Source organism: Jannaschia seohaensis (assembly GCF_900116765.1).
Taxonomy (GTDB): domain Bacteria; phylum Pseudomonadota; class Alphaproteobacteria; order Rhodobacterales; family Rhodobacteraceae; genus Jannaschia; species Jannaschia seohaensis.
Window position 1 is genome coordinate 410,354 of sequence record NZ_UETC01000003.1, and the last position, 19,537, is coordinate 429,890.

20 protein-coding genes and 3 pseudogenes are annotated in these 19,537 nt (G+C 66.5%); 12 read left to right on the forward strand and 11 right to left on the reverse strand.

From position 1 onward, the window contains the following. Window positions 1-475 precede the first annotated feature (475 nt). The 5 genes and pseudogenes from DTQ71_RS25035 to DTQ71_RS09900 form a co-directional block, all read right to left on the reverse strand. Window positions 476-682: pseudogene (locus DTQ71_RS25035) on the reverse strand (alpha-amylase family glycosyl hydrolase); the annotation flags it as partial. A 200-nt stretch (window positions 683-882) separates the two neighbouring features. Continuing rightward, window positions 883-1,032: an alpha-amylase family glycosyl hydrolase gene (locus tag DTQ71_RS25040; protein WP_455429247.1), complete on the reverse strand. Its 150-nt coding sequence runs from the start codon at window positions 1,030-1,032 to the stop codon at window positions 883-885. A gap of 101 nt (window positions 1,033-1,133) precedes the next feature. Continuing rightward, window positions 1,134-2,251, reverse strand: a pseudogene (locus tag DTQ71_RS24870) (carbohydrate ABC transporter permease). After that, window positions 2,228-2,527 (reverse strand): annotated as a pseudogene (locus DTQ71_RS24215) (hypothetical protein); the annotation flags it as partial. The pseudogenes DTQ71_RS24870 and DTQ71_RS24215, both read right to left, overlap by 24 nt. Window positions 2,528-2,971: 444 nt before the next feature. Then, on the reverse strand, window positions 2,972-3,382 hold the full coding sequence (locus DTQ71_RS09900) for a hypothetical protein (protein WP_109564128.1): 411 nt from the start codon (window positions 3,380-3,382) through the stop codon (window positions 2,972-2,974). Between the two features lie 343 nt (window positions 3,383-3,725). On the opposite strand from DTQ71_RS09900, the gene DTQ71_RS09905 reads away from it, so the two are divergent. After that, window positions 3,726-3,893 carry a helix-turn-helix domain-containing protein gene (locus tag DTQ71_RS09905; protein WP_109564129.1) on the forward strand — a complete coding sequence of 56 codons (168 nt, stop codon included), beginning with the start codon at window positions 3,726-3,728 and terminating at the stop codon, window positions 3,891-3,893. Window positions 3,894-4,652: 759 nt separating this feature from the next. Here DTQ71_RS09905 and DTQ71_RS09910 read toward each other — a convergent pair. Further along, window positions 4,653-5,597, reverse strand: a complete 945-nt coding sequence (locus tag DTQ71_RS09910) for an alpha/beta hydrolase (RefSeq protein ID WP_245947380.1) — start codon at window positions 5,595-5,597, stop codon at window positions 4,653-4,655. 706 nt (window positions 5,598-6,303) lie between these two features. Here DTQ71_RS09910 and DTQ71_RS24220 point away from each other — a divergent pair. From DTQ71_RS24220 to DTQ71_RS24875, 3 genes are read left to right on the forward strand one after another with little or no spacing between them, the layout of a single operon-like run. Beyond that, a complete protein-coding gene (locus tag DTQ71_RS24220) occupies window positions 6,304-6,657 on the forward strand; it encodes an alpha/beta-hydrolase N-terminal domain-containing protein (protein ID WP_245947381.1) in 354 nt (117 codons plus the stop codon). Next, window positions 6,657-7,040 carry an alpha/beta-hydrolase family protein gene (locus DTQ71_RS24225; RefSeq protein WP_245947406.1) on the forward strand — a complete coding sequence of 128 codons (384 nt, stop codon included), beginning with the start codon at window positions 6,657-6,659 and terminating at the stop codon, window positions 7,038-7,040. Before DTQ71_RS24220 ends, DTQ71_RS24225 begins: the two co-directional genes overlap by 1 nt. Further along, on the forward strand, window positions 6,958-7,203 hold the full coding sequence (locus DTQ71_RS24875) for a hypothetical protein (protein WP_407066400.1): 246 nt from the start codon (window positions 6,958-6,960) through the stop codon (window positions 7,201-7,203). The genes DTQ71_RS24225 and DTQ71_RS24875 overlap by 83 nt, the downstream gene beginning before the upstream one ends. A gap of 83 nt (window positions 7,204-7,286) precedes the next feature. Here DTQ71_RS24875 and DTQ71_RS09920 read toward each other — a convergent pair whose 3' ends face one another. Together DTQ71_RS09920 and DTQ71_RS23145 are read right to left on the reverse strand one after the other, a co-directional pair. After that, on the reverse strand, window positions 7,287-9,998 hold the full coding sequence (locus DTQ71_RS09920; protein WP_109564131.1) for a PAS domain S-box protein: 2,712 nt from the start codon (window positions 9,996-9,998) through the stop codon (window positions 7,287-7,289). A 978-nt stretch (window positions 9,999-10,976) separates the two neighbouring features. Continuing rightward, entirely contained in the window at window positions 10,977-11,153 is a 177-nt protein-coding gene (locus tag DTQ71_RS23145; protein WP_146204834.1) for an MFS transporter, read from the reverse strand. A gap of 513 nt (window positions 11,154-11,666) precedes the next feature. Here DTQ71_RS23145 and DTQ71_RS09935 point away from each other — a divergent pair. Together DTQ71_RS09935 and DTQ71_RS09940 are read left to right on the forward strand one after the other, a co-directional pair. Next, window positions 11,667-12,320 carry a dienelactone hydrolase family protein gene (locus DTQ71_RS09935; protein ID WP_211317121.1) on the forward strand — a complete coding sequence of 218 codons (654 nt, stop codon included), beginning with the start codon at window positions 11,667-11,669 and terminating at the stop codon, window positions 12,318-12,320. 196 nt (window positions 12,321-12,516) lie between these two features. Further along, entirely contained in the window at window positions 12,517-13,176 is a 660-nt protein-coding gene (locus DTQ71_RS09940; RefSeq protein WP_211317122.1) for a phosphoribosyltransferase, read from the forward strand. A gap of 71 nt (window positions 13,177-13,247) precedes the next feature. Here DTQ71_RS09940 and DTQ71_RS09945 read toward each other — a convergent pair whose 3' ends face one another. Both DTQ71_RS09945 and DTQ71_RS09950 read right to left on the reverse strand, forming a co-directional pair. After that, window positions 13,248-14,291, reverse strand: a complete 1,044-nt coding sequence (locus DTQ71_RS09945) for a hypothetical protein (RefSeq protein ID WP_109564135.1) — start codon at window positions 14,289-14,291, stop codon at window positions 13,248-13,250. A 22-nt stretch (window positions 14,292-14,313) separates the two neighbouring features. Further along, the gene (locus DTQ71_RS09950) at window positions 14,314-14,736 is read right to left on the reverse strand and encodes a DUF2267 domain-containing protein (protein ID WP_109564136.1); all 423 of its coding nucleotides are present in this window, start codon (window positions 14,734-14,736) and stop codon (window positions 14,314-14,316) included. Between the two features lie 108 nt (window positions 14,737-14,844). Here DTQ71_RS09950 and DTQ71_RS09955 point away from each other — a divergent pair, with 108 nt between their 5' ends. The 4 genes from DTQ71_RS09955 to DTQ71_RS09970 all read left to right on the forward strand — a co-directional run bounded on the left by DTQ71_RS09955 (window position 14,845) and on the right by DTQ71_RS09970 (window position 17,235). Further along, window positions 14,845-15,840 (forward strand): ribose-phosphate diphosphokinase, encoded by a 996-nt coding sequence (locus tag DTQ71_RS09955; protein ID WP_109564137.1) that lies wholly within the window; start codon window positions 14,845-14,847, stop codon window positions 15,838-15,840. A 58-nt stretch (window positions 15,841-15,898) separates the two neighbouring features. Then, a complete protein-coding gene (locus tag DTQ71_RS09960) occupies window positions 15,899-16,318 on the forward strand; it encodes a CBS domain-containing protein (protein WP_109564138.1) in 420 nt (139 codons plus the stop codon). Between the two features lie 61 nt (window positions 16,319-16,379). Then, a complete protein-coding gene (locus DTQ71_RS09965; protein WP_172500051.1) occupies window positions 16,380-16,655 on the forward strand; it encodes a glycine zipper 2TM domain-containing protein in 276 nt (91 codons plus the stop codon). Window positions 16,656-16,677: 22 nt separating this feature from the next. Continuing rightward, a complete protein-coding gene (locus DTQ71_RS09970; protein WP_109564139.1) occupies window positions 16,678-17,235 on the forward strand; it encodes an HPF/RaiA family ribosome-associated protein in 558 nt (185 codons plus the stop codon). Here the strand turns inward: DTQ71_RS09970 and DTQ71_RS09975 are convergent, their stop codons facing one another. Then, the gene (locus DTQ71_RS09975) at window positions 17,236-18,060 is read right to left on the reverse strand and encodes a Crp/Fnr family transcriptional regulator (RefSeq protein WP_245947384.1); all 825 of its coding nucleotides are present in this window, start codon (window positions 18,058-18,060) and stop codon (window positions 17,236-17,238) included. A 139-nt stretch (window positions 18,061-18,199) separates the two neighbouring features. Between DTQ71_RS09975 and DTQ71_RS09980 the strand changes: the two genes are divergently transcribed. Further along, window positions 18,200-18,661 (forward strand): host attachment protein, encoded by a 462-nt coding sequence (locus DTQ71_RS09980; protein WP_109564141.1) that lies wholly within the window; start codon window positions 18,200-18,202, stop codon window positions 18,659-18,661. Then, complete coding sequence (locus tag DTQ71_RS09985) at window positions 18,658-19,494, forward strand: Crp/Fnr family transcriptional regulator (RefSeq protein WP_109564142.1); 837 nt, start codon at window positions 18,658-18,660, stop codon at window positions 19,492-19,494. Before DTQ71_RS09980 ends, DTQ71_RS09985 begins: the two co-directional genes overlap by 4 nt. Window positions 19,495-19,537 lie beyond the last annotated feature (43 nt).

Genomic DNA, 19,537 nt, shown 5'->3' on the forward strand with positions numbered 1-19,537 from the left:
TCGAAGGCTGCCATCTGAAGCAAGGGCGTCATCGAAGGCGTTGGCGCGCGCCCCGGGGACCGAGGGCCAGATGGCCCCTATGCCAGCATCGGGAGGGGCAGCATCAGGATCGGCCAGGAGACCGACGACAGACCGACCACCCGTCGCAGCACAGGGCTGACGGGACGGATGAAAAGAAGCATCAGGCCATCTTGCCGCGCCAAGAGAAGTCTCAGCTCCTTCATTTCGCGCCCACCCCCCGTTTTCCGGCCTTGGCCCGCAACCTTCAGGGCGTCGATCCAGACGCCAGCGATGACCGGCGGAAGCGTCGCATGGTCCGCCGGCCCGACGTCATCGCCGATATTGCAGAACAGGCTGCGCCACGCCCCATCGGGGATCGCATCGGGCGGAAGGACGACCGGCGCCTCACCGTAGGATCCGACCCCCAGAAGCCGGGCCTTCTCGTGCGCCGGACATAGGCACAGATCTCGGGATGCTAGGGCAAGAGCATCTCGAACTGTCCTTCGGTGGTCATCGGAAGAGACTGCCGAAGCCGGATCAGCGACTGACACCCGGCAAACACTCCGTTCGGGGCGATGCGATCCGCCCGCACTCCGATCCGGCGATAGTTCGGGTTCATGGCCATCCAGGGCCTGCTATCCGAGAAGCTGCCCGCTGGGCTGCTCGTCCAATGCATCGGCGTGCGCGCATAGTCCTAGGCGTTCGCATTGGCTCCGGCGATGAAATCCTCCTCGCTTCCCCGCGTGCATTATCTCGGCATGTTGGCCCAGCGGCTCGATGTCCTGAAACTGGTCGAGCCGGTCGATTGGCCTCGTCCACCGGCGCGTCGAAATCGGCATGGGTTCCGAATTTCGGTGCGATCGCATAGTGATCGGCGAAGTCTTAACCATTGCCCCGCATGGGCGACGTATAGACGGGCGACAGCCAGAAGAGGCCTCTTTCCAGATCGGCGAGATGATCGAATCTCAAAATGATCGCGGGAATTCCGCCGATCTCGTCGCCGTTGCAGTCGCGGAAGCTGCGCGGATGGATCGGGTAGCCGGTGCTGGTTCCTCACCAGAGGGTCATGGCGTTCGTCATCTGGTCTTGGCCGATGGTCTCAGGCTCGGCCTTGGGGCGAAGGGTTGGGCTGCTCATTTGATCGACCCGGCAAGCGAGCCGCGGACGAGAACGCGCTGCAGGGTGAGGAGCACCGCCAGCGGCGCCACGATCGACACGAAGCCCGAGGTGGCGAGCATCTCTCAGTCGCCGCCGCGGGTGCCCTTCAGTCCGACGATCTGGCGGGTCATGACGGTCGTCTCGCCCGGTTGTGTCGATCAGGAAGACCATGGCCGCCAGCGGGTCGTGCCAGGTCCACAGGAACTGAAAGACAGTAAAGCTCGTGAGGGCCGGGACGCAGAGCGGCAGCACGATGCAGGTGAAGATCTGGAACTCCGTCGCCCCGTCGACCCGCGCAGTCGACGATCTCGCGCGGCAGACCGAAGGCCGTATAGGCCAGCCAAACTCCGACATATCCTTTTCCGATCCATACGGCGTTGTGCAGCAGGCTAAGCCGGGGAACGAGCTTCAGTAGGAGCGTAACCACCAGCGACGCGGCGATGGCCGCCACGAGATGGGGGGGGGCTGGAACTCCATCCAGGCCAGGGCACAGGCCGGGAAGGCCGCGATCAGGATCGGGATCACCGTCGCCGGGATCGCGACCGTCAGCGTGTTGAAGGAGGCGCGTGCCATGCGCTCGCGGTTGTTCGCGGCGGGCAGAACGCTCCGGTAATTGTCGAGCGTGAAGCTGAGCGGTACCAGCGCGGTGACGAAAACGCGCTACCTCCGGCCCGTCAATTGATCGGCCGATCCGGTCCAGACATAGCCGCCATCCGGGCCCACGGCGAGCGTCTCGCCAGGCCGAAGAGCGGCGCGCTCGCCGGGGCCGTAGGCCGTGACATCCCGCGACGACACGCCCCACGCGATGACGGCTCCGGCGGGAGCGGCGCTCTCGGCGGCGCCCCCGGCGAAAGGGTTGCCCTCCACCGCGAAGAGCCCCTCGGCGGTCGAAACCCGGGCCGTGTCCGGATCGGCCCTTGCGCGGGATCTCGGTCTGGGCCGCCGGAAAGAATGTCGCCCGCCAGCCCGCGGATCGGATCTGTTCATTGGTTCGGAGCGAAGAGACGAGAAGCTCCAGGGTCGGCGACACGCGCGGCACCACCAGCTCCAGAGCCGACACCTGCAAGGGCCAGACCAGGAGGGGCATGACCATCAGCATGATCACCATCGCCCTGGCCGACCCAACGCCCCCGGCGCCGGCCTGGAAGAACTTGTCATACATGTCATTGGCCAGGACCGGGGTTTCCCAATGGCCGTTGGTCATGGCGAAGACGATGTCGAGCACCTTCAGCACCAGGAAGGTGATCGTGGTCCAGACCACCACGATGGTGCCGGTGATCTGCGGCACCTTGATGCGGAAGACGATCTGGAACGGGGCACGCCGGCATACGGGGGCAGACAGCCCTGGGTCTCGAATGCCATCCAAAGCTCATGTGCGATCAGCGTCTCCAGGAACGCGATAAGGCCGCGTGCGGCGCGCGTGAGTCGTCCGTGATCGACACCAGCATGCTCGGCCCCGAGGACGGGATTACCCAGCTCCTCATGGGCATATGACGGAACGTAGAAGAAATCGACATCTTCGCCGACCCCCGTCCCTTCGCAGAAGAAGGCCGGAATGAACGACGCCTGCCGGTGCATCATGCCTTGCGGCGGGGCCGAGAACAGCCCCAGCGGGCTGTCGCGGAAATCGGTCGTCGACATGGCGCTTGCGCCGCCGCTTACGAAAGGCGTCATTTCGGGCGAACCAGCCGAATTCCTCGATCTCGGCGACGATGCACGGGGCGTCGAAGGGGATCGGGTTACTGATCCAGGCGTCATAGCCCTCGGGCGCCTGCGGGCGCAGCAACATCTGCTCGACCCCATCCGTCCCGGACTACCCACTGGTCGCGCCGGACCCGATCCCGATGCACCGAGGCATGGCTTCGTCCTCGACCATCCGCTCGGTCGAGGCGCGGCGCTCTCCCATCGAGCGAAGCAGGCCATAGTCGAGATCGTCGAAGGTCTCTGACCTGGACCAGACCAACGGCCTTACGTTCACGTTATAGGAAGAGCCGAAGAAGGCCTCCAAGCCGGCATGGAGGCCCAAGGCCGTCCACGGGGATCCGGCGGCATCGGTCTCGGTCATCCAGGACGCGGTGCCGCCGCCCAGATCGGCCAATCGCCCCCGGAGGGCCGGGTCGCACAACAGCCCGGGCTCCGGGGACACCGCGATATTCGGAGGCGACCCCGCCTCGACATCGATGACGATCTGCCGCTCGAAGGCGTCCGACCCATTCCCGCGCATGACGGCGCCGGTGGCCCCATCGAATTAGGCCGGAACCGCCGCAGAGCCTGGGCGAGGCGAGGGTCACCTCCTGCCAGGGATAGTCATGCGCCGCGGCGAATTTCCTGATGCTGGCCCAGGAATACGGCCCCTCTCCGGGCGGGAAAAGCAGGCCATTCTGTGCGCCCGCCGTCTCGGCAAGTCCGATCATCAGGGCGGTGCATGTCGCCCTGTTGGAGGTCTCTTTCTTCTTCCCATCTTTGGGCGTTTTCACGCCTCTGCGGGAGCGGCCTAGCGAATGCGGACTCATTATTGAAACACGATTGAAGGCTCAAAATATCAGGAAATCCTCCGGGAGCGAGGCATGGACCGGAGCTTTCGACAGGTTCTGGCGGTGGCCGAAACCGGGAATGCCTCGCGCGCCGCGGAGGCGATGAACCTGTCCCAGCCGCCGGTCTCGGTGAAGATCCGCAAGCTGGAGGAGGCCCACGGCGTCGTCCTGTTCCAGCGCAGCCCCACGGCATCGTGCTGACCGAATACGGCCCGAGTCTCTACGCGCCCCCCGCGTGATGGCGCGGCTGGATGCCCCTGCCAGTGCGGAAATCCGGGCGCGGAAACGCCTCGATCGGCCGTCGCTGAAGATCGGCTGCGGCCAAGCCTGGTGGCCGCTCCTTGTCCGTCGGACGGTCGACGGGTTCCGTCGGCCCAAGCCCGACATCTTGCTGCATATCGAGATTTGCAGCAGTTTCGACGGCCTGCGGCACCTCATGTCAGGCGATGTGCACCACGTCATCGGCTCTCGCGTGTCTCCCATCCCGTTCCTTTCCGGCCCGGCGCTTTCGCAGCAAGTCGATCCGGCCGCAGCCTCGCCTGCCGTAGAGCGTGCGCGATCGTCTTCAGGTCAGGGCCTATGCGAACCGACGGCGGCTGGGCGGCGGCCTTGGATCTCGGGATCGTCCTCCCGGCCTTCATCGCCCTGCCGTTCCTGTCCCGTGTCGTTGGTGGGCTGCGCGGCGATGGATCGGACGGGATCCCGAGATGTCCAGGCTACTTCTGGCCTTTCCTGTCGCGGCGGTGGCCTGGTCGCGCGTCGCGACGGGGCAGGGCGCGCGACAAGCCGACAGACGGGCGGCCTGCGGGAGGATCTATGGCGCGCTCCTGGTGCTGAGCCTCTCGCTTGGGCGGGCAATCCCCCCGTCCAAGGCCTTTGGCGACCTCCTCTCCCATTTCTTGGCACGAGGGCGGGCTTCTGTCGGTCGTCAAACTTTTTAGCCGCTGACCCGAAGCGCGGTCATTCGCCTGCCGCGGGTCGGAGACGCCAAATCCCGTCGCCTTGCGCGACAAGGTGCTGACGCGCCCCGGCGCGTTCGCCCGAGTGCAGGAGCCGGCGAAGATCGTTGCCGACGGCTCGGCTGTAGATGTGATAGAGATGACCGGTCGGACCTTCGCTGGGCAGGTCGCTGAGGTCGATGATCTCGACGCCCGGAAAGCCGGTCATCTCCTCTCCCGCCTCTCCAAGACGCCTGTAGCCATGCAACTGCGCCGAGAGCGCCAGCGGCCTGTCCCCACTCGTCGCGTAGACCGTTATGCTCTCCAGGATGGGCCGGAACCGCGGCAGGATGCGTTCGAAGATCCCGACATCCATGTCCGGCGCGAGCAGGACGGCATGGCGAAGCCGGATCTCTGGACGCCGGTTCGCGACCTCGGCGAGCGCCAGGACGACGCCGCGCGCGCCCAGGCTGTGCCCGATCACATCCACCGTCGCGGAGCCGAACCGACGCTCCAGGCCGACGATCGTGTCCGCCAGGTCCGGGAGGCTCCAATACAGGTCGGCCTCGTCATGGGTGTAGGAGGCCGCAGCCCCGTCCGAGGGCCAGCTGAACCAAAGGAGTCGTCCCGCAAGGTCCGCGTTCTGCTGCAAGAGCGCCGCGCGGCGACAGCCCTTCTCGAACCCGATATAGTAGCCGTGGACATAGAGGGCCGGGCCACGCGCGCCGGCCGTTTCTTCGACCCCGTCGAGGATGGCGTCCGGCTCCGCTTCCTCCACCGATTGCACGCGGAGGAGTTCTTCGCGCAGGAAATTCGGGGCCACGTCGGCAAGCGGGGCGAGAACGCCGAGGTCCAGTTCCTCGACCCGGCAGATACCGGCCTTCAGATCGCTGCGTTCGCCTCCGTAGAACGCGCTTGGATCTTCGGAGCCTGTCCTGTTGCGGAGGGTGATATAGGGAAATTCCAAGGTCTGAATCTCCGTCTGGGCCGTAGACGGCGCGGGGAACGCGCCGCAGGACGCGGCGACGCAGAGGATCGCGCGGACCAATCGAGCGAAAGCCGGCGAGGACATCTTCAGCCCCGCGACATGACGCTGGCGCGGTCATCGAAGCCAGAGCCGCGGCGTCTGCGCCCCGCGCCTTCGCCGCGACAGCAGAGGGTCTCGTGCAGGCGCTTCATCTGGCGGGCGGTCGACTCTTTCATTCATCGGAAGAAAAACAGAGGGGTCCGGCGTTTCGCAATTCCTTTACGCGTCGAACCGCCATGCGACGCCGCTGCGGCCGAGAGGAGAAACACGGGAGCGGAGGGGCGACGTGAACAACGGGCGCCTTATCAAGGTCGTCGGCACGCTCTCCGTGCCCTGCATCCAGCTCGGGCTGCTGTTCTTTGCGGCGGTGCTGACACCGCCCCTCATCCCACGCGGGGCTGGCCACGCAAGGCTTCCTCGGCGGGTTGGCCGTGGCGATCGGTTATCTGATCGGGCAGATCGTCGCGCTGCTCTGGCGGGCGGCCGATCTTCCGCGGGTCTCCGGGCGGCCGGTCTAGGTGCTGACTTCGGTGGTCTCGATCCCGCTCTTCGCGTCCTTTCTCAGGGTGCTCGGAGCGGGCCCCGGGCCTTGGACGCCTCGTCGCTACGCTGTTCCGCCTGATCCGGGCGTAGATTCCATCGCATCATGCCGCTGCGGCGCGCGACCCTGCCGGGTTTCGTCGCGGTCGTCCTGATCCTTTTCGTGGTGACGCCCGACGGGAACGTCGAGCATGCGGTGACCGGCCTCGATGAAAGCTACGAGGCGGCCCAGGAGCTGTTCCAGGATACGCCGCCACGTCCAGGCACCCCCCGCATGACCGGCAGCGCGGGGTCGCTGATTGACTTGGCGGCGATAGGCAAGCCTGGGCGAGATTTCTACGTCTCCGGCCCCACCGCCGAGGATATCGCGGCCTTCACTGGCCAGCGCCGGCGCTGGGTCCGATCCTCGTCCATGTCGGGCGCGCCAGTCGCGTCACGCGGCAGGAGAGGGCCGAACTGATCCGGCAGGGCACCTTCGCGCCCGCCGTTCTGATCGTGGCGATACCCACCGGCACCGGCTGGATGGATCCAGGTTGCCACGATCTGGTCGAACACATGCATGGCGGCGACGTCGCGACGGTGTATGCTCATTCTTCCTATCTGCAATCGCCGCTGGCCCAGATCCTCAAGACAAGCGCCGATCTCGAACAGGCGACCGCGCTTCAGGACGTGGTGCACACCCACTGGAGGAACCTCCCTTCGGACGCGCGGCCCTGCCTCTACCTCCACGGGCTGAGCCTCGCGGCCTGCTCGTCGATGAATGCCGCGAACATGTGCCGACTGCTCGACGACGCCAACGACGGCGCCTTCCCGCCACCTCGACCCGAGCGATGGCGGCGGTAATGGCGCCGACATCCTGGTGGGCGGACGCGGGACGGACATGCTCACCGGCGGCAACGGACCGGACGTCTTCGTCTACAAGGCCGCGCAGGATGCGCCCGGCCATGGCGAATGCGAGGGCGGACACCGTTCTCTACGTCGACACAGACGGCAATATGGCCGGTGAACACCCCGCGGAGATGGGCATTCTGCTCTTGGGCGTGGATGCTGGCGACCTGTCGGACGCCAGCGACCCGGCGGAGCCGCGCCTCAGGCGCTGCCTTTGTCGAGACGACGGCGGAACTCGTCGATCAGGTCGCTCAGATGGTCGATCCTCAGGCGCGTGAGCTCCTCGGAGAGCCTCATGTCGGTGACATCGAGCTGTGCGCCGGTGAGGCGGACGGCTCTGCCTTGGTCGTCCCGTTCGACCGTGCCGCGCACCAGCGCCGAGATGGTGCTCCCGTCGGGGCGGACGATACGCCATTCACCCTCCAGTTCGCCGTCTTCCAGAGCCCATTCGATTTCCTGGGTCGCACGGGACAAGTCGTCGGGGTGGATCATCGCGATCCAGTCCTCGTAGGTTCCGCCCAAGGCGCCCGGGCGCAGGCCCATCATCGAGAGGGCCTCGGGACTCCACCTGACGGCGTGGCTGCCAATCTCCCAGTCGAAGGTCGCGACGCCCGCCGCCTTCTGGGCCATTCTCAGCCGACGCTCGGACTGCCGCAGCGCCTCCTCGGCCTTCTTCCGCGGGGTGATATCGCGCCAGAACACGGCCAGCCCCTCGGGCACCGGAAAGGCGCGCATCTCCAGCCAACTCGTTCCGCCGGTCGGATAAGTGTAGTGGTGCTCGAGCGTGACCGGCACCTGCTCGGCCAGCACGCGCCGGTAGAGCGCGCCGACTTCGGAGTGTTCCGTGCCGGGATAGACCTCCCAGTGGGTCCGGCCTCGGATCTCGTCCAGCGACCGCCCGTCGAGATCCAGCGCCGCCTTGTTCTGGGTGATGATCCGGAAATCGCGGTCGATAATGCCAAAGGCTTCGCCCATGCCGTCCAGCACTTTCCGGAGGCGGCGCTCGCTTTCGCGGAGGGCATCCTCAGCTCGGGCACGTTCGACCGCGCCCCAGGTCCGTCCCGCGATATCTTCCAGGAGCGCGACCTCGTCGTCGGTCCAGTCTCGGGGCTCGGGATCATGCGCGGTCAGCAGGGCCACGAGCCGGCCGTCAGCAACCAGCGGCACCTGGGCGAAGGAGGCCACGCCGATCGTCTTGTAACTGGCCTTTTCATCCTCCGTCAAAAAAGGATCCGCGGCGACCTCGTGCACGACAAGGCTCTCTCCGCCGAGCAGCGTATCGGTCACGCCGGGAAAGTCGGCGACCCGGTAGCGCCCATCGACGCTGGCATGGCCGGGCGCGGCATAGCTGCCCTCGACCACATACCAGTCTTCGCCGTCCTGATGCTCGATCATAGCGAATTCTGCGTTTGCGGTTCCGAAATGAGCCCCGGTCAGCTGCGTGGCTACATGCATCACTTCCCGGGGATCCCGAAGCGGCCGGATCGCATCGCTGAGACGCAGCAGAAACGCCTTGCGGGCTTCCTCCGCCCGCAGCACCGCTTCGGCCCGCACCCGGGCGGTGACCTCTTGCATCACGGCCAGCAGCACCTTGCGCGACTGGTCCTCGACGCGTGTTACGAACATCTCGAGGACCATGCCTTGCGGGTCGGACTCCCGGACGACCCGGATCGGTTCGCCGGTGTCGAGCACGCGGTCGTAATCGTCGTACCAGGCCTCAATCTCGTCGGGGAAATTGTCGCGGATCGACTGCCCGCTGAGGTCCGGGATGCCGAACATCTCCTGCATGGCGGGGTTCATGTTGATGTAGCGATAGTCGCGCAAACCGTCGGGCCGCAGAGGCAGACGCTCGTAGAGGCACACGCCCTCGTCGATCGACTCGAACAGCGCCCGATGGCGCGCCTCGTTCAGACGCAGGCTGCTTTCGGCCCGGGCGCGCTCGACCGACTCCCAGATCCTGACGGCAGCCTCATGGGCAATGGCGATCTCATCCACGCTCCAGTCGTGGGGATCCTCGAAGCAAACGGTCATGACCGAGGCAAGCCTGTCCGAGCGCAGGACGGGAACGGTCAGGCGCGCACGGAACGAGGCAAGGTCGGGATCGGCCACCACGTCGCCGAGAGCGCCCAAAGGCACGCCGGACGGATCACGGACATCCCGAACCGCAAGGGGCATGCCTTCTCCGAGCATCCTCCATGCCGAGCCCGCGTCCCCAAGGTCGTGCGAGGCCAAAACCGCAGGCGTCGGGGAGACGGCCCGGCCGTCGGGCGGCGCTTTCGCGCGGCCGGCCTCCTCTGGGTCGATCTCCGTGAATGTCGCCCAGTCCGCGCGCAAGACCTCGTCCAGCATGTGCGTTCCGACGGTCTGGATCCTTTCGGGATCATTGAGACGCCGCAGCGCGTCGCTCAGGCGCAGAAGGAACCCGACACGGTCCGGCACGCCGGTCGCGGGTTCCGTTGCGCCCCGGCGTTCGATGCTGTGCTGGACCAGCAACCCCATGGCCGCGCCATCCGCGCCCGGGACGGGGATGCAGGAGAGACGGGCGCTCCCCGCATCCACGAGAAGGCGCCACATCATCGGCATCAGCGCATCCGCGAAGGCCAGGCACGTCTCGTCCGTCCCCCCGGAGAGTGCCGTCCGATAGACGTGCGCCACGCCCTCCGACGCCGTGTCCACCGACCGGCCGAAGGCCGCGGCCTGCAAGGGGCCAAGCGCCTCTTTCCAGGCACCGTTGAAAATCATCGTGCCTCGCGCTCCCCAGAACAGGCAGGCGGGCGCGGATTGTCGAAGGACCAGGCCCGCAAGGGTTCTGAGCCGCAGGTCCCAGTCGGATACCGGTCCGAGTTCGGTCGCCGCCCAGTCGACTGGCTCCAGAGCGTCGGCGACGTCCTGCAGTTCGGCAAGCGCGTGCATCGAAGTGTAGGGCCTCCAGCGGCAAAGATGGTGTCGAGGATCATGACGAAGATCTCGGTTGAAGAAGCTGTAATGCCTCTTCGGCACATCGCCAACCGATCACCCGGATCGTCGTCGGAGCGGCGGTCACGGTGCGATGACTCCGTCCGCCGGGAAGGACCGAGGCGCGCCGCCGCGCGCGATGCCATGGAGCATGCGGGTCGAACCGGACTTGGTCATGGGCGACGCGGCTTCCGGTGACAGCGTTCGATGGCCGTCGCGGGAACAGAAGCCGCAGGCCAAGTTTCCGCGCGCCCGCCGCGCAGCCTTGGCCGGATCAGGACGGCACGCCATGCGCGTTCGGCTCCGGCAGCGGTTCCGGCCAAGTTTCCGCTAAGGCGCCTCGAAGTTCCGCAAGCGCCGGGGCGTCATGCCCGACCGGCGGGAGTGCCGCGAAGGCCGCGCGCCCCTCTTCCGCAACCGCAGGCTTTCGCAGCAAGGCGACACCCGTCGCCAATGCCATGACGGTGTGCACCGAAGCGCGGGCGCATCGAACACGGCGGTCGCGACGAGCGGGGGCAGTATCTCGTATTCCAGCCTCACCCCCGCAAGGCTGGCCGCGCGCCGCAGGTTCCGATCGCCCCTGGCTGAGGGCCACGCCTGCGATACGGGCAGATATGGAAAGACACACCATGAGAGGAGTCGGGGCGGTCGCGTCGGCGTAGATCGGCGCGAAGCTCCGGAACGCGCCATTGGCGAGGCCGATTGCGAAACACCCCGCGACGGACAGCGGCGCCGTCCGCTTGAGCCGTCCAGGCGCTCCCACATGCTCGGGGATCGCGGGCGGGGTTGCATAGGCGAGCGCGACCGGCACGACCGACAGGGCGAGGGCGACCGCCGCGAGTGTGAGCGGCTCGAAGCTCTCATATGGCTTGACCGGATACGGCATTTTCCCGCCGCTCAGCCCGATACAGGTATCGGCCAGGTAGACGCCGAGCGTCAGGCCCCGCTCGGCGTGGGTGACGCCCGTTTGAGCCAGCTCTCCTTCACGATGATGACCGCCGCGAAGCAGAAGTCGAGCACGAACCTCAAGGGAAACCAGGCGACCGGGTCCAGGAGCGGGTGCACCAGGATCGCCGAGGCCCCGACCCCGACAACGGCGGAATAGCCGCGCATGTGACCCACGCGACGAACGGTCCGTAGGTAGACGAGGCATTCCGACAAGCGACGCGTGGACGGGCAGGGGCAGCCCCAAGCGGCCGCTTTCGACTTCCAAGAGCATGACGGCCAGCAGGATGGACAGGATTGAGCATCGTCAATGCAGACCCGGCGCAATGCGGGACTGTGGCCCGAGATGAAATCACGTCGAGAGGCAGGGATATTGGAACGATCGTACCTGCGAGATGGGATCGCCTTGCGTGTGGACGGGCGGGCTGCCTGTGGCGGCGCCTTTGGTCCTGACGCCCCAGTCGCCGCGTGGCGCGGCCACCGCCTTGCATGTCGCGGCGATCGCGGCGTCAGCGGCCGCGGCCCTTGCGCTTGGGGTCTGGCGCCCGCTCTCGCGCTGGGGACGCACGCTGCGCCTGTCGCGGTCCATTCTGTCGGCGGCGCTCGCAAGCGCTCAGCTAAAGGAGACCGGCAACCGTGATGTCTGATACTCCGTCTACTCCCCGTGAGGAGGTCATCGTGTTGAGCGACGGCCTCCGCCTGCCAGGAACCCTTGGCCTTCCGAAGAACCCGCGCGGACTTGTGATCTTCGCGCATGGCAGCGGCAGCAGCCGTCTGAGTCCGCGCAACCGGGCTGTCGCCGCGGAGATCCAAGCGCGCGGCTGCGGCACCTTGCTCTTCGACCTGCTCACCGACGAGGAGGCTCGGGACCGGGCCCGGGTCTTCGATATCGACCTGCTCGCACAGCGGGTCGCCGGGGCCGTCGCCTGGGCAAGACGAAACGCGGAGACCATCGGCATACCGATCGGGCTCTTCGGTGCGAGCACCGGCGCCGCGGCGGCCCTCGTGGCCGCCGCCGACCCGCGGCTTGCCATCGCCGCAGTCGTGTCCCGCGGCGGCCGCGCCGATTTGGCCGGAAACCATCTGTCCCGCGTCAGATGCCCGACGCTTCTGGTCGTTGGCGGGGCGGATCGCGAGGTGCTTGAGTTGAACCGCCAGGCTTTCGTCCGCCTGAACTGCCGCAAGGGCCTGGAGGTTGTGCCGGGCGCAACGCATCTCTTCGAGGAACCGGGCGCCCTCGAGCAGGTCGTCGATCTGGCGGCGTCCTGGTTCTCGGCCGCGTTTGCCAGGGCCCTGTCCGACAGCGACCGGCCAGCGAACGCCCGCTGTCAGTAGGGGCCCGGTTCCGGCGCCTATCGACTTCGGGGGCGCGTCGCCCGCAAGGGGAGGGCGGCGGCGGGAAGGGAGGCCGTCCCGAGCGGGACAGTGGATTGACCCCGCGCAATGCGTCCTGCGCCGCGGTTGCGCTAGGGTTTGGGGAAAGCACCGGGCACGGCCTCCGCTGCACCCGGCGTCGCAGGGGAGGTTACTCGTGTTCATCGATCGAAAAGAGGCCGGAGAGAGGTTGCTGCCGCGTCTGCAGGCGCTCGATCTCGACGATGTGGTGGTCGTGGCGCTCCCACGTGGCGGATTGCCGGTCGCGGATGTGGTCGCGGAGGGGCTCGGCGCGCCGCTCGATATCGCGCTCGTCCGAAAGGTCGGAGTCCCCTCGCAGCCCGAATACGCCGTCGCGGCCGTCACCGATGGGGACGATCCGAGGATCACCGTCAACAAGGACGTCGCGCGCATGGCCCGGCTCGACGACGCGGCCATTCGGGAACTCGCCGAGCGAGAACTGCCGGAACTCCGTCGCCGCCGGGAGGTTTATCTGAAAGGGCGGCCGCCGGTGCCGCTCGCCGGGAAAAACGTGATCGTGGTCGATGACGGCATCGCGACGGGCGCGACGATGCGGGCGGCCTTGCACCTGATCCGGGACGAAGGTCCCGCGCGGCTCGTCGCGGCCGTGCCGGTCGCGCCGAGAGACACGGTCGAGGAGATGCGCCGCGAGTGCGATGAGGTGATCTGCCTGGAAACCCCCGACTTCTTCCAAGCGGTGGGGCTGCACTACCGTGATTTTCGGCAGGTGACAGACGCGGAGGTCGCGACCATCCTCCATCGCCATGCGACACAGAACCATGCCGCGCCCGAGTAGGCCATACACATAGCGGGTTGGAACGAGCGGCATGCGAAGCGAGAACGTCCGGGCGCCGAGGGGCCGCCGCTTCATCTGTCCTGGGCGGCGTCAACCAGATCCGCCGCGAGCTTAAGGTAGGCGCGAGCGGCCGCGCGGTATTTCTCGGGTTTGGCGACCTCGGCATCCCTGAAGTGGTCTGCGGCGATGCGCGCGCGCGTGACGCAGGCAACCACGCCGAAGATCGACAGCAACTGCTCGGAGGGAGGCGCGAAGGCTTGCGCGAGCCGGGCCAGAAGCTGCGCCCTGATCCATCCGCCTCCCAGAAGCCCGCACTCCAGACCGAGGGCGTTCACCTCGAAAAACGGATCGAGCCGCCGGAGCGCGCCGTCGATCTCTAGGCGGTCGAAGACGACGGGCGGCCGGGTGAGACAGACATGCTCCGCACGAAGATCGCCGTGCCCTTCGATCAACTCCCCCCGGGCTGCCCGCTCCAGAATCTCGCCGCGGGCCTGTTCGACCGCGCGTGTCGCGTAGTCCAGCGTGCGGTCCGACGGCGCGATACCGGCAAGAGCTGCCATCTCCCGCAGATGCCGAACCGAGAGCGCCGCGTCGCGCGTCAAACGGCGCCAAAACACATCGCCCGCCCGTCGCAGGCGGGGTTGCCGCCCGTAAAAGCCGAGCAAGACCTCTGCCAGCACGGCGATCTCCTCGGTGGTGGGCGCCGGGCCGGCGGCGAGGCGCCGGTCGAGCATCTCGTCCGCCGGAAGCCGGAGGGTCTCGATCACCCAGTCGATGACCACGCCCTCTCCGCCAAGAGCCAGGCCGCCGTCGGCACGTTGCACCAATGGGGTCAGGCCCCGATAGACCTCTCCGGCCAATTCGCGGTTGAGCCGCAGCTCTTCTCGGCAAAACCGTTCCCGGTCCTCGAGCGCGCGCTGATCGATATGGACGAGGCGCACCGGCTTCTTGAGCTTCCAGGCCCGGTCGCGGGTGAGACAGACGATAGAGGCGTGGGTCTCGATGCAATCCGGCGGAGGCTCATCGGGCCACGGAGCCCCGCTTTCGAGAAACGCGCGCTTGTCGGCGAAGCCGGGCAGGGGGCCTGCCTCGGCTCCCGCCTTGGCCGACGGCATGCTGCGCTCCCTCGGAGCGTCGTCAGTCCCAGAGCTCCTGGATCGGCTTGCGCATCGCATTCTTGACCTGCTGGATTTCGCCCCAGGACACATGGCGCCGGAGCAGGTCGAAGACCGCCGCGACCGCCCGTTCCGGGTCCTCCATGGGGTCGGTCTCGAACCGCGCCTCGATCCGCTTCAGCAGGTCGGTCTTGCTGCGCGGCTTGACCGGCGTGCGCGACGGATCCCAGCCTTCGTAGAACATCCCACGGACCAGAACCGGAAGCTGGGCGGCGAGGTCCGCCGCCTCGTCCACGGTCAAGAAGTCGCGAACGGCATAAAGCGTCTCCGTGAGCAAGCGATAGGTCCGCGCCCTATCCCAGCCCAGATCATCGCTGAGTTCGTTGAGCCATTCGGCGAAGACCTGCGGCGCGTGATCAAGGGTCTTGATACCAGTGACAGCCATGAGACCTTCCTCATTGAAATACGGCATCTCCTAGCTAATGGCGTAGACGGCCCCTATGCATTGACCGGGGTCAATGCCAGCTCCCGCGAGGTCAGGGAGACCTGACCCATGCTGTTCTTCGCACTACAGGGCTCGCAAGAGCTTGGCGATCGGGTCGCCGCTGCCGGCGGATACGTCCGCGCGCCCCACGAGGAGCGAGACTTCGACGGGGGCGAGCACAAGGCGCGGCCGCTCGTCGAGATCCGCGATCGCGATGTCTTCGTCATGCACTCCCTCGAGGGCGACGGGCACGCGTCGGCGAATGACAAACTCGTCCGTCTTCTGTTCTTTCTGGCGACATGCCGGGAACATGGCGCGGCGCGCGTCACGGCGATTGCACCCTATCTGGCCTACTCTCGGAAGGACCGGCAGACGAAACCTTGTGACCCGGTCAGCACCCGTATCGTCGCACAATTGTTCGAGGCGGCGGGCGTGGACATGGTCCTCACGCTCGACGTCCACAATCTCATGGCCTTCCAGAACGCCTTTCGCTGCCGGACGCTGCACCTTGCGACCGACCGGCTCTTCGCCGCTCATATCGCGGGACGGGTCCGGGACCGGCCGCTGGCGATCGTCTCGCCCGACCCGGGCGGTGTGAAACGGGCGCAACTTGTCCGCGAAGCGCTGGAGGAGGCGACCGGCGGCCCCGTCGGCTTCGGACTCATGGAGAAGCGACGCAGCGCGGGCGTGGTGTCCGGCTCTCATTTCGCGGGAGACGTCGCGGAACGGGTCGTCTTTGTCGTCGATGACATGATCTGCGGCGGCGGGACGATCCTGCGCGCCGCGGAGGCGGTGCGCGCCCACGGGGCCGCCGAGGTCCACGCCATCGCGACGCACGGCCTGCTCACCGATGCCGCCATCGCGTCCTTGGCTGACAGCGCGGTGCTCGACAGCATCGCGCTTACGGACAGCGTCGCGGCGGTCGCGGCCGCAAAAGATGCGCTCGGCGACCGGCTGCGCCTGGTCTCATGTGTGCCCCTCATCGCCGAAGCAATCGCACGGCTGCATCGTCCGGAGCGCGCGCCCCGCGCCTCACCCGCAGCGCTGCTTGACGGTCGTCAATGACAACGCGCGGCCGGCGGGCAATTCTCCGGGGCACAGCCGTGCAGGAGGAGGCGCTTAGATGGAAATCGCGAAGGCAATGCATCCGCATGCTGACTGGGCCAGCGCAGACACCCCGGTGAGCGAAGTCGCCAAGATGATGCAGAAAGACGATATCGGCGCGGTCCCGGTGGGCAAGGAGGACAGGCTCATCGGCATGATCACGGACCGGGACATCGCGCTGCGCGTGGTGGCCGCGGGCCGCAACCCGGAGAAGACCACGGCTGAGGAGATCATGACCGAGGGCCTCGTCTATTGCCGGACGACCGAGACGGTCGAGGATGCCATCCACCTGATGGATCAAAAGAAAATCCGTCGCCTGCCGGTGCTCGACGACAATAAGCGGCTCGTTGGCATGCTCAGCCTCGGCGACATTTCCCACACGGTCAGCCGGGAGCTTTCGGGCGAGCTTCTGCATGCGGTGGCCGATCATCATCCCTGATCGCGCGGTGAAAGGCCCGGCCGCGAGACACGTTCGAGGATGAACAGAAGGAGAAGCGAACATGATCAAAAGAGCCATCGGAGCAGTCGCCATCGCCGGAGCGTTCCTGGCAGCGGGCTGCGAAAACCTGACACCGCAACAGCGCACGGTCGTCGGTGTCACGGCCGGAGCGGCGGCGGGCCTGATCACGGCTGACGCGCTCAAGGCCGATGACGACTGGCGCCTGATCGCGGCGCTGGCCGGAGCCGCCGCCGGAACCCTCGTGGCCCAGAATTCCGCGACGAACCGGTGCGCCTATGCGCGCGGCGACGGCACCTATTTCACCGCTCCCTGCTGACCGATAACCTCTGGCTGGTCCAATGCAAATCGAACCGATCCTCTCCTATCACAATGTCGACCGCTCCCCGGCGGTCGACGAGCTTGTGCACCGGCGCATTGCGATGCTCGAAAAGCGCGACGACCGCATCACGGGCTGCGAGGTCACCCTCGAGGCGCCGCAGAAGAAGATGCGGCATGGCCGCGTCTTCCGCGTCCGGCTCAACCTTCATATGCCCGGTCCCGATCTCTCGATCTCACGCGAGATCTCGCAAGGCAGCGCGCAGGACGATCTGATCCTCGCCGTGAACCGGGCGTTCAGCGCGGCGGAGAAGGCGTTGAAGAAGCGCAAGAAGGTCATGGCCGGGATCGAGGTCAAACATCACCCGCCGGTGCTGCATGGCGCGATCGTCGAACTGGAGCCCGAGCTGGGTCATGGCTGGCTGGAGGCCGATGACGGGCGGCGGGTCTATTTCCAGCGCGACGGCCTGACTTCGCAGGACTGGGATCGTCTGCAGACGGGAACCCGTCTCAGGTTCCGCGAGATGATCGGAGAGAAGGGGCCTTATGCCACCGGCGTGACCATCGCCGAGCGCGCGTGATCAGCGCTTCCGCTTTTCTTCCTGCAAGATGTCCTTCACGCTGGACATGCCACCGATATCTTGTTCCCCGGCCTTGCGTGCCAGCGCGTGAAAGTTGCGCACGAAGACGAGGTTCGGTTCCAGGATTCGAATGTCGCCGTCGTCCTGCAGGGCGTGCAAGGCTCTAGAGACGGATTCCGGTCTCGTGCCGAGGAGTTGAGCCAGATCGGTCCGGCTGATCGGGATCCGAACCTTTGTTCCATCGATGGCCTCTTCGACGAGGTCATCGAGGGATGCGAACCGCGACCGCAGCAACAGCAGGAAACCGGCGATGCGGCTGGAGATCTTCTGGTTGGACAGGATGATCATCCAGTCGCGGGCCCGGTCGAGCTCGTTGAGGATGTTGAGCATCACCGCCCGTTCGAGATCCGGCGACCGCTTCAGAAACGCCTCGAACTCCGCTTTGGGGAACGTGCAGACATGGGCCTCCGTCGCGGCCTCGATCGAGAACTCCCCCGGGCCCTCGTAAACCCGACCGAACAGATCGCCCGACACCAGGAGCCCGACGATGTGCCGGCGGCCATCGACGAGCGTTTTTTGCATGCGCAATATGCCCGACAGGACGCATCCCACGATTTCGGCGGTCTCCCTTTCCCGGACGACCGTGGTGCCGGCCCGGTAGGACCGGACGCGGCACATGACGTCCAGCGTGGCTCTCGTGCGGGGGTCAATCCCATGAAAGGCGGATAGGTAACGCTTGAGGTCCTGGGCCTTTTTGTCGGCGTCTCTCGTCATCCAGTGTGCCCTCCTGAACTTCCGGGCGGGAGCGCCGGGCCAAAGGTTCATGCCCGTCGGCGGCAATGCCTACAGGAATCGTCAACGGGCGCGCATCCGTCCGGCACGAACCAGCGTTGACAGTTATCAATGATCTTTCCTCACGGGGTGAGTTCAATGCTGGCCGAAAGACGTATCCTTGGAGACTGTTATGGCGCAACACAAGACTTGGGCTCTGGTGACCAACGGCGTTCACGCGCGACTGTTGAGCGGGCTGGATGGTGGCGAGATCGCCGATCGGATGGAGCTCTTCACCAAGGGCGAGTCCCCCCATCTCAGGGACATCCTGTCGGACAGACCGGGCCGCAGTTTCTCATCGGATGCCAGCGGGCGCCGCTCGGCGATGGAACCGGGATCGGACCCGATTCTGAGCGACATGGAAGAGTTCGCGCAGGAGACCCTGGACACCCTCGAAGCCGAACTGCGGGCCGGACACCTGACGCGGCTGGCGATCTTCGCCGCCCCGAAGATGTTGGGGGTTCTACGCAAGAAAATGCCGGCCTCCCTCAGCGATGTCCTCGTCCTCGAACGGGATCTGAACCTGATCAACCTGCCCGAGGCAGAGCTCCGCGATGCCGTGATCGGCGCGTTGCAGGAGGAACGCGAGGCATGATCCAGGGCGAACGAAACCTCTATTCAGCGCGGGACGGCCCGTCCTCCTCGGCGCTTGAAACGGCGGCACATTGCCCGGACTGCCATCTGCGCGGCGCCGAATTCTGCGAGGCGATTTGCGGCGAGGGCGCGTCCGGCGCCTTCCCCCCGCCAGTTCGCCAATATCGCAAGGGCAGGCTGATCCTCGAACGGGGAGCGCCTGTCGGCTTTCTCGGCGTGATCCGCCGCGGCTATGCCTGCTGCGCGAAGATGCGGGTCGACGGCAAGCGCGTCCTTTTCGGCCTTGCCGTTCCCGGCGACATCGTCGGCGGATTTCCCGATCAGAGATCGGCTTGCGACGTGGAGGCGCTGACCGATCTCGAGTTCTGTATCTACGAGGCCCCTCTGCTGAGGCGACAGCTCGCAGGGAATGCGCGGTTCCGAAAGATGCTGCTGCGGGAAATCCAAAGCCAGCATGATAGGGTTCTGGGCGGTATCTGGCGCTACGGCACCTTGAGCAGCCGGGAGCGAATCATCGTCTTCCTGGTCATGGCAACCGAATTCCTGCCGACCGAGCCGCAGCCCGACGGTAGCCTCGACCTGACGATGAAGATCGAGCGCCGTGATTGGGCGGACCTGACCAACACGGCACTGGAGACCATCAGCAGGACGCTGCGCTATCTTGAAGAGAAAGCGCTCGTCACTAGCCTCGCGCAATACCGATTTCGGATTCACGACCTGGACCGGCTGGCTCTGTTGGCGGGCGTGGAGCCGCCCCGCCGGGAGGTTTTCGCCGCAGAGCGCTCCGAAAGCCCGTGCCCCCCTGCGGGGGCGAAAAATTCCGGATGGCGATGACAAACGTCAATGCGGCGCAGCCTTCGCGGAATATCCTGACCGC

What these genes read in the sequence shown, in the direction of transcription:
- DTQ71_RS09920 (WP_109564131.1), bottom strand. Translation starts at nt 9,998, where the DNA reads ATGCACGCGCTTGCCGAACTGCAGGACGTCGCCGACGCTCTGGAGCCA.
- DTQ71_RS09955 (WP_109564137.1), top strand. Translation starts at nt 14,845, where the DNA reads ATGCTGTTCTTCGCACTACAGGGCTCGCAAGAGCTTGGCGATCGGGTC.
- DTQ71_RS09980 (WP_109564141.1), top strand. Translation starts at nt 18,200, where the DNA reads ATGGCGCAACACAAGACTTGGGCTCTGGTGACCAACGGCGTTCACGCG.
- DTQ71_RS09960 (WP_109564138.1), top strand. Translation starts at nt 15,899, where the DNA reads ATGGAAATCGCGAAGGCAATGCATCCGCATGCTGACTGGGCCAGCGCA.
- DTQ71_RS09970 (WP_109564139.1), top strand. Translation starts at nt 16,678, where the DNA reads ATGCAAATCGAACCGATCCTCTCCTATCACAATGTCGACCGCTCCCCG.
- DTQ71_RS09945 (WP_109564135.1), bottom strand. Translation starts at nt 14,291, where the DNA reads ATGCCGTCGGCCAAGGCGGGAGCCGAGGCAGGCCCCCTGCCCGGCTTC.
- DTQ71_RS09975 (WP_245947384.1), bottom strand. Translation starts at nt 18,060, where the DNA reads ATGAACCTTTGGCCCGGCGCTCCCGCCCGGAAGTTCAGGAGGGCACAC.
- DTQ71_RS09950 (WP_109564136.1), bottom strand. Translation starts at nt 14,736, where the DNA reads ATGGCTGTCACTGGTATCAAGACCCTTGATCACGCGCCGCAGGTCTTC.
- DTQ71_RS24875 (WP_407066400.1), top strand. Translation starts at nt 6,958, where the DNA reads ATGCCGCGAACATGTGCCGACTGCTCGACGACGCCAACGACGGCGCCT.
- DTQ71_RS09965 (WP_172500051.1), top strand. Translation starts at nt 16,380, where the DNA reads ATGATCAAAAGAGCCATCGGAGCAGTCGCCATCGCCGGAGCGTTCCTG.
- DTQ71_RS09900 (WP_109564128.1), bottom strand. Translation starts at nt 3,382, where the DNA reads ATGCGCGGGAATGGGTCGGACGCCTTCGAGCGGCAGATCGTCATCGAT.
- DTQ71_RS24220 (WP_245947381.1), top strand. Translation starts at nt 6,304, where the DNA reads ATGCCGCTGCGGCGCGCGACCCTGCCGGGTTTCGTCGCGGTCGTCCTG.
- DTQ71_RS09905 (WP_109564129.1), top strand. Translation starts at nt 3,726, where the DNA reads ATGGACCGGAGCTTTCGACAGGTTCTGGCGGTGGCCGAAACCGGGAAT.
- DTQ71_RS09985 (WP_109564142.1), top strand. Translation starts at nt 18,658, where the DNA reads ATGATCCAGGGCGAACGAAACCTCTATTCAGCGCGGGACGGCCCGTCC.
- DTQ71_RS23145 (WP_146204834.1), bottom strand. Translation starts at nt 11,153, where the DNA reads ATGCGCGGCTATTCCGCCGTTGTCGGGGTCGGGGCCTCGGCGATCCTG.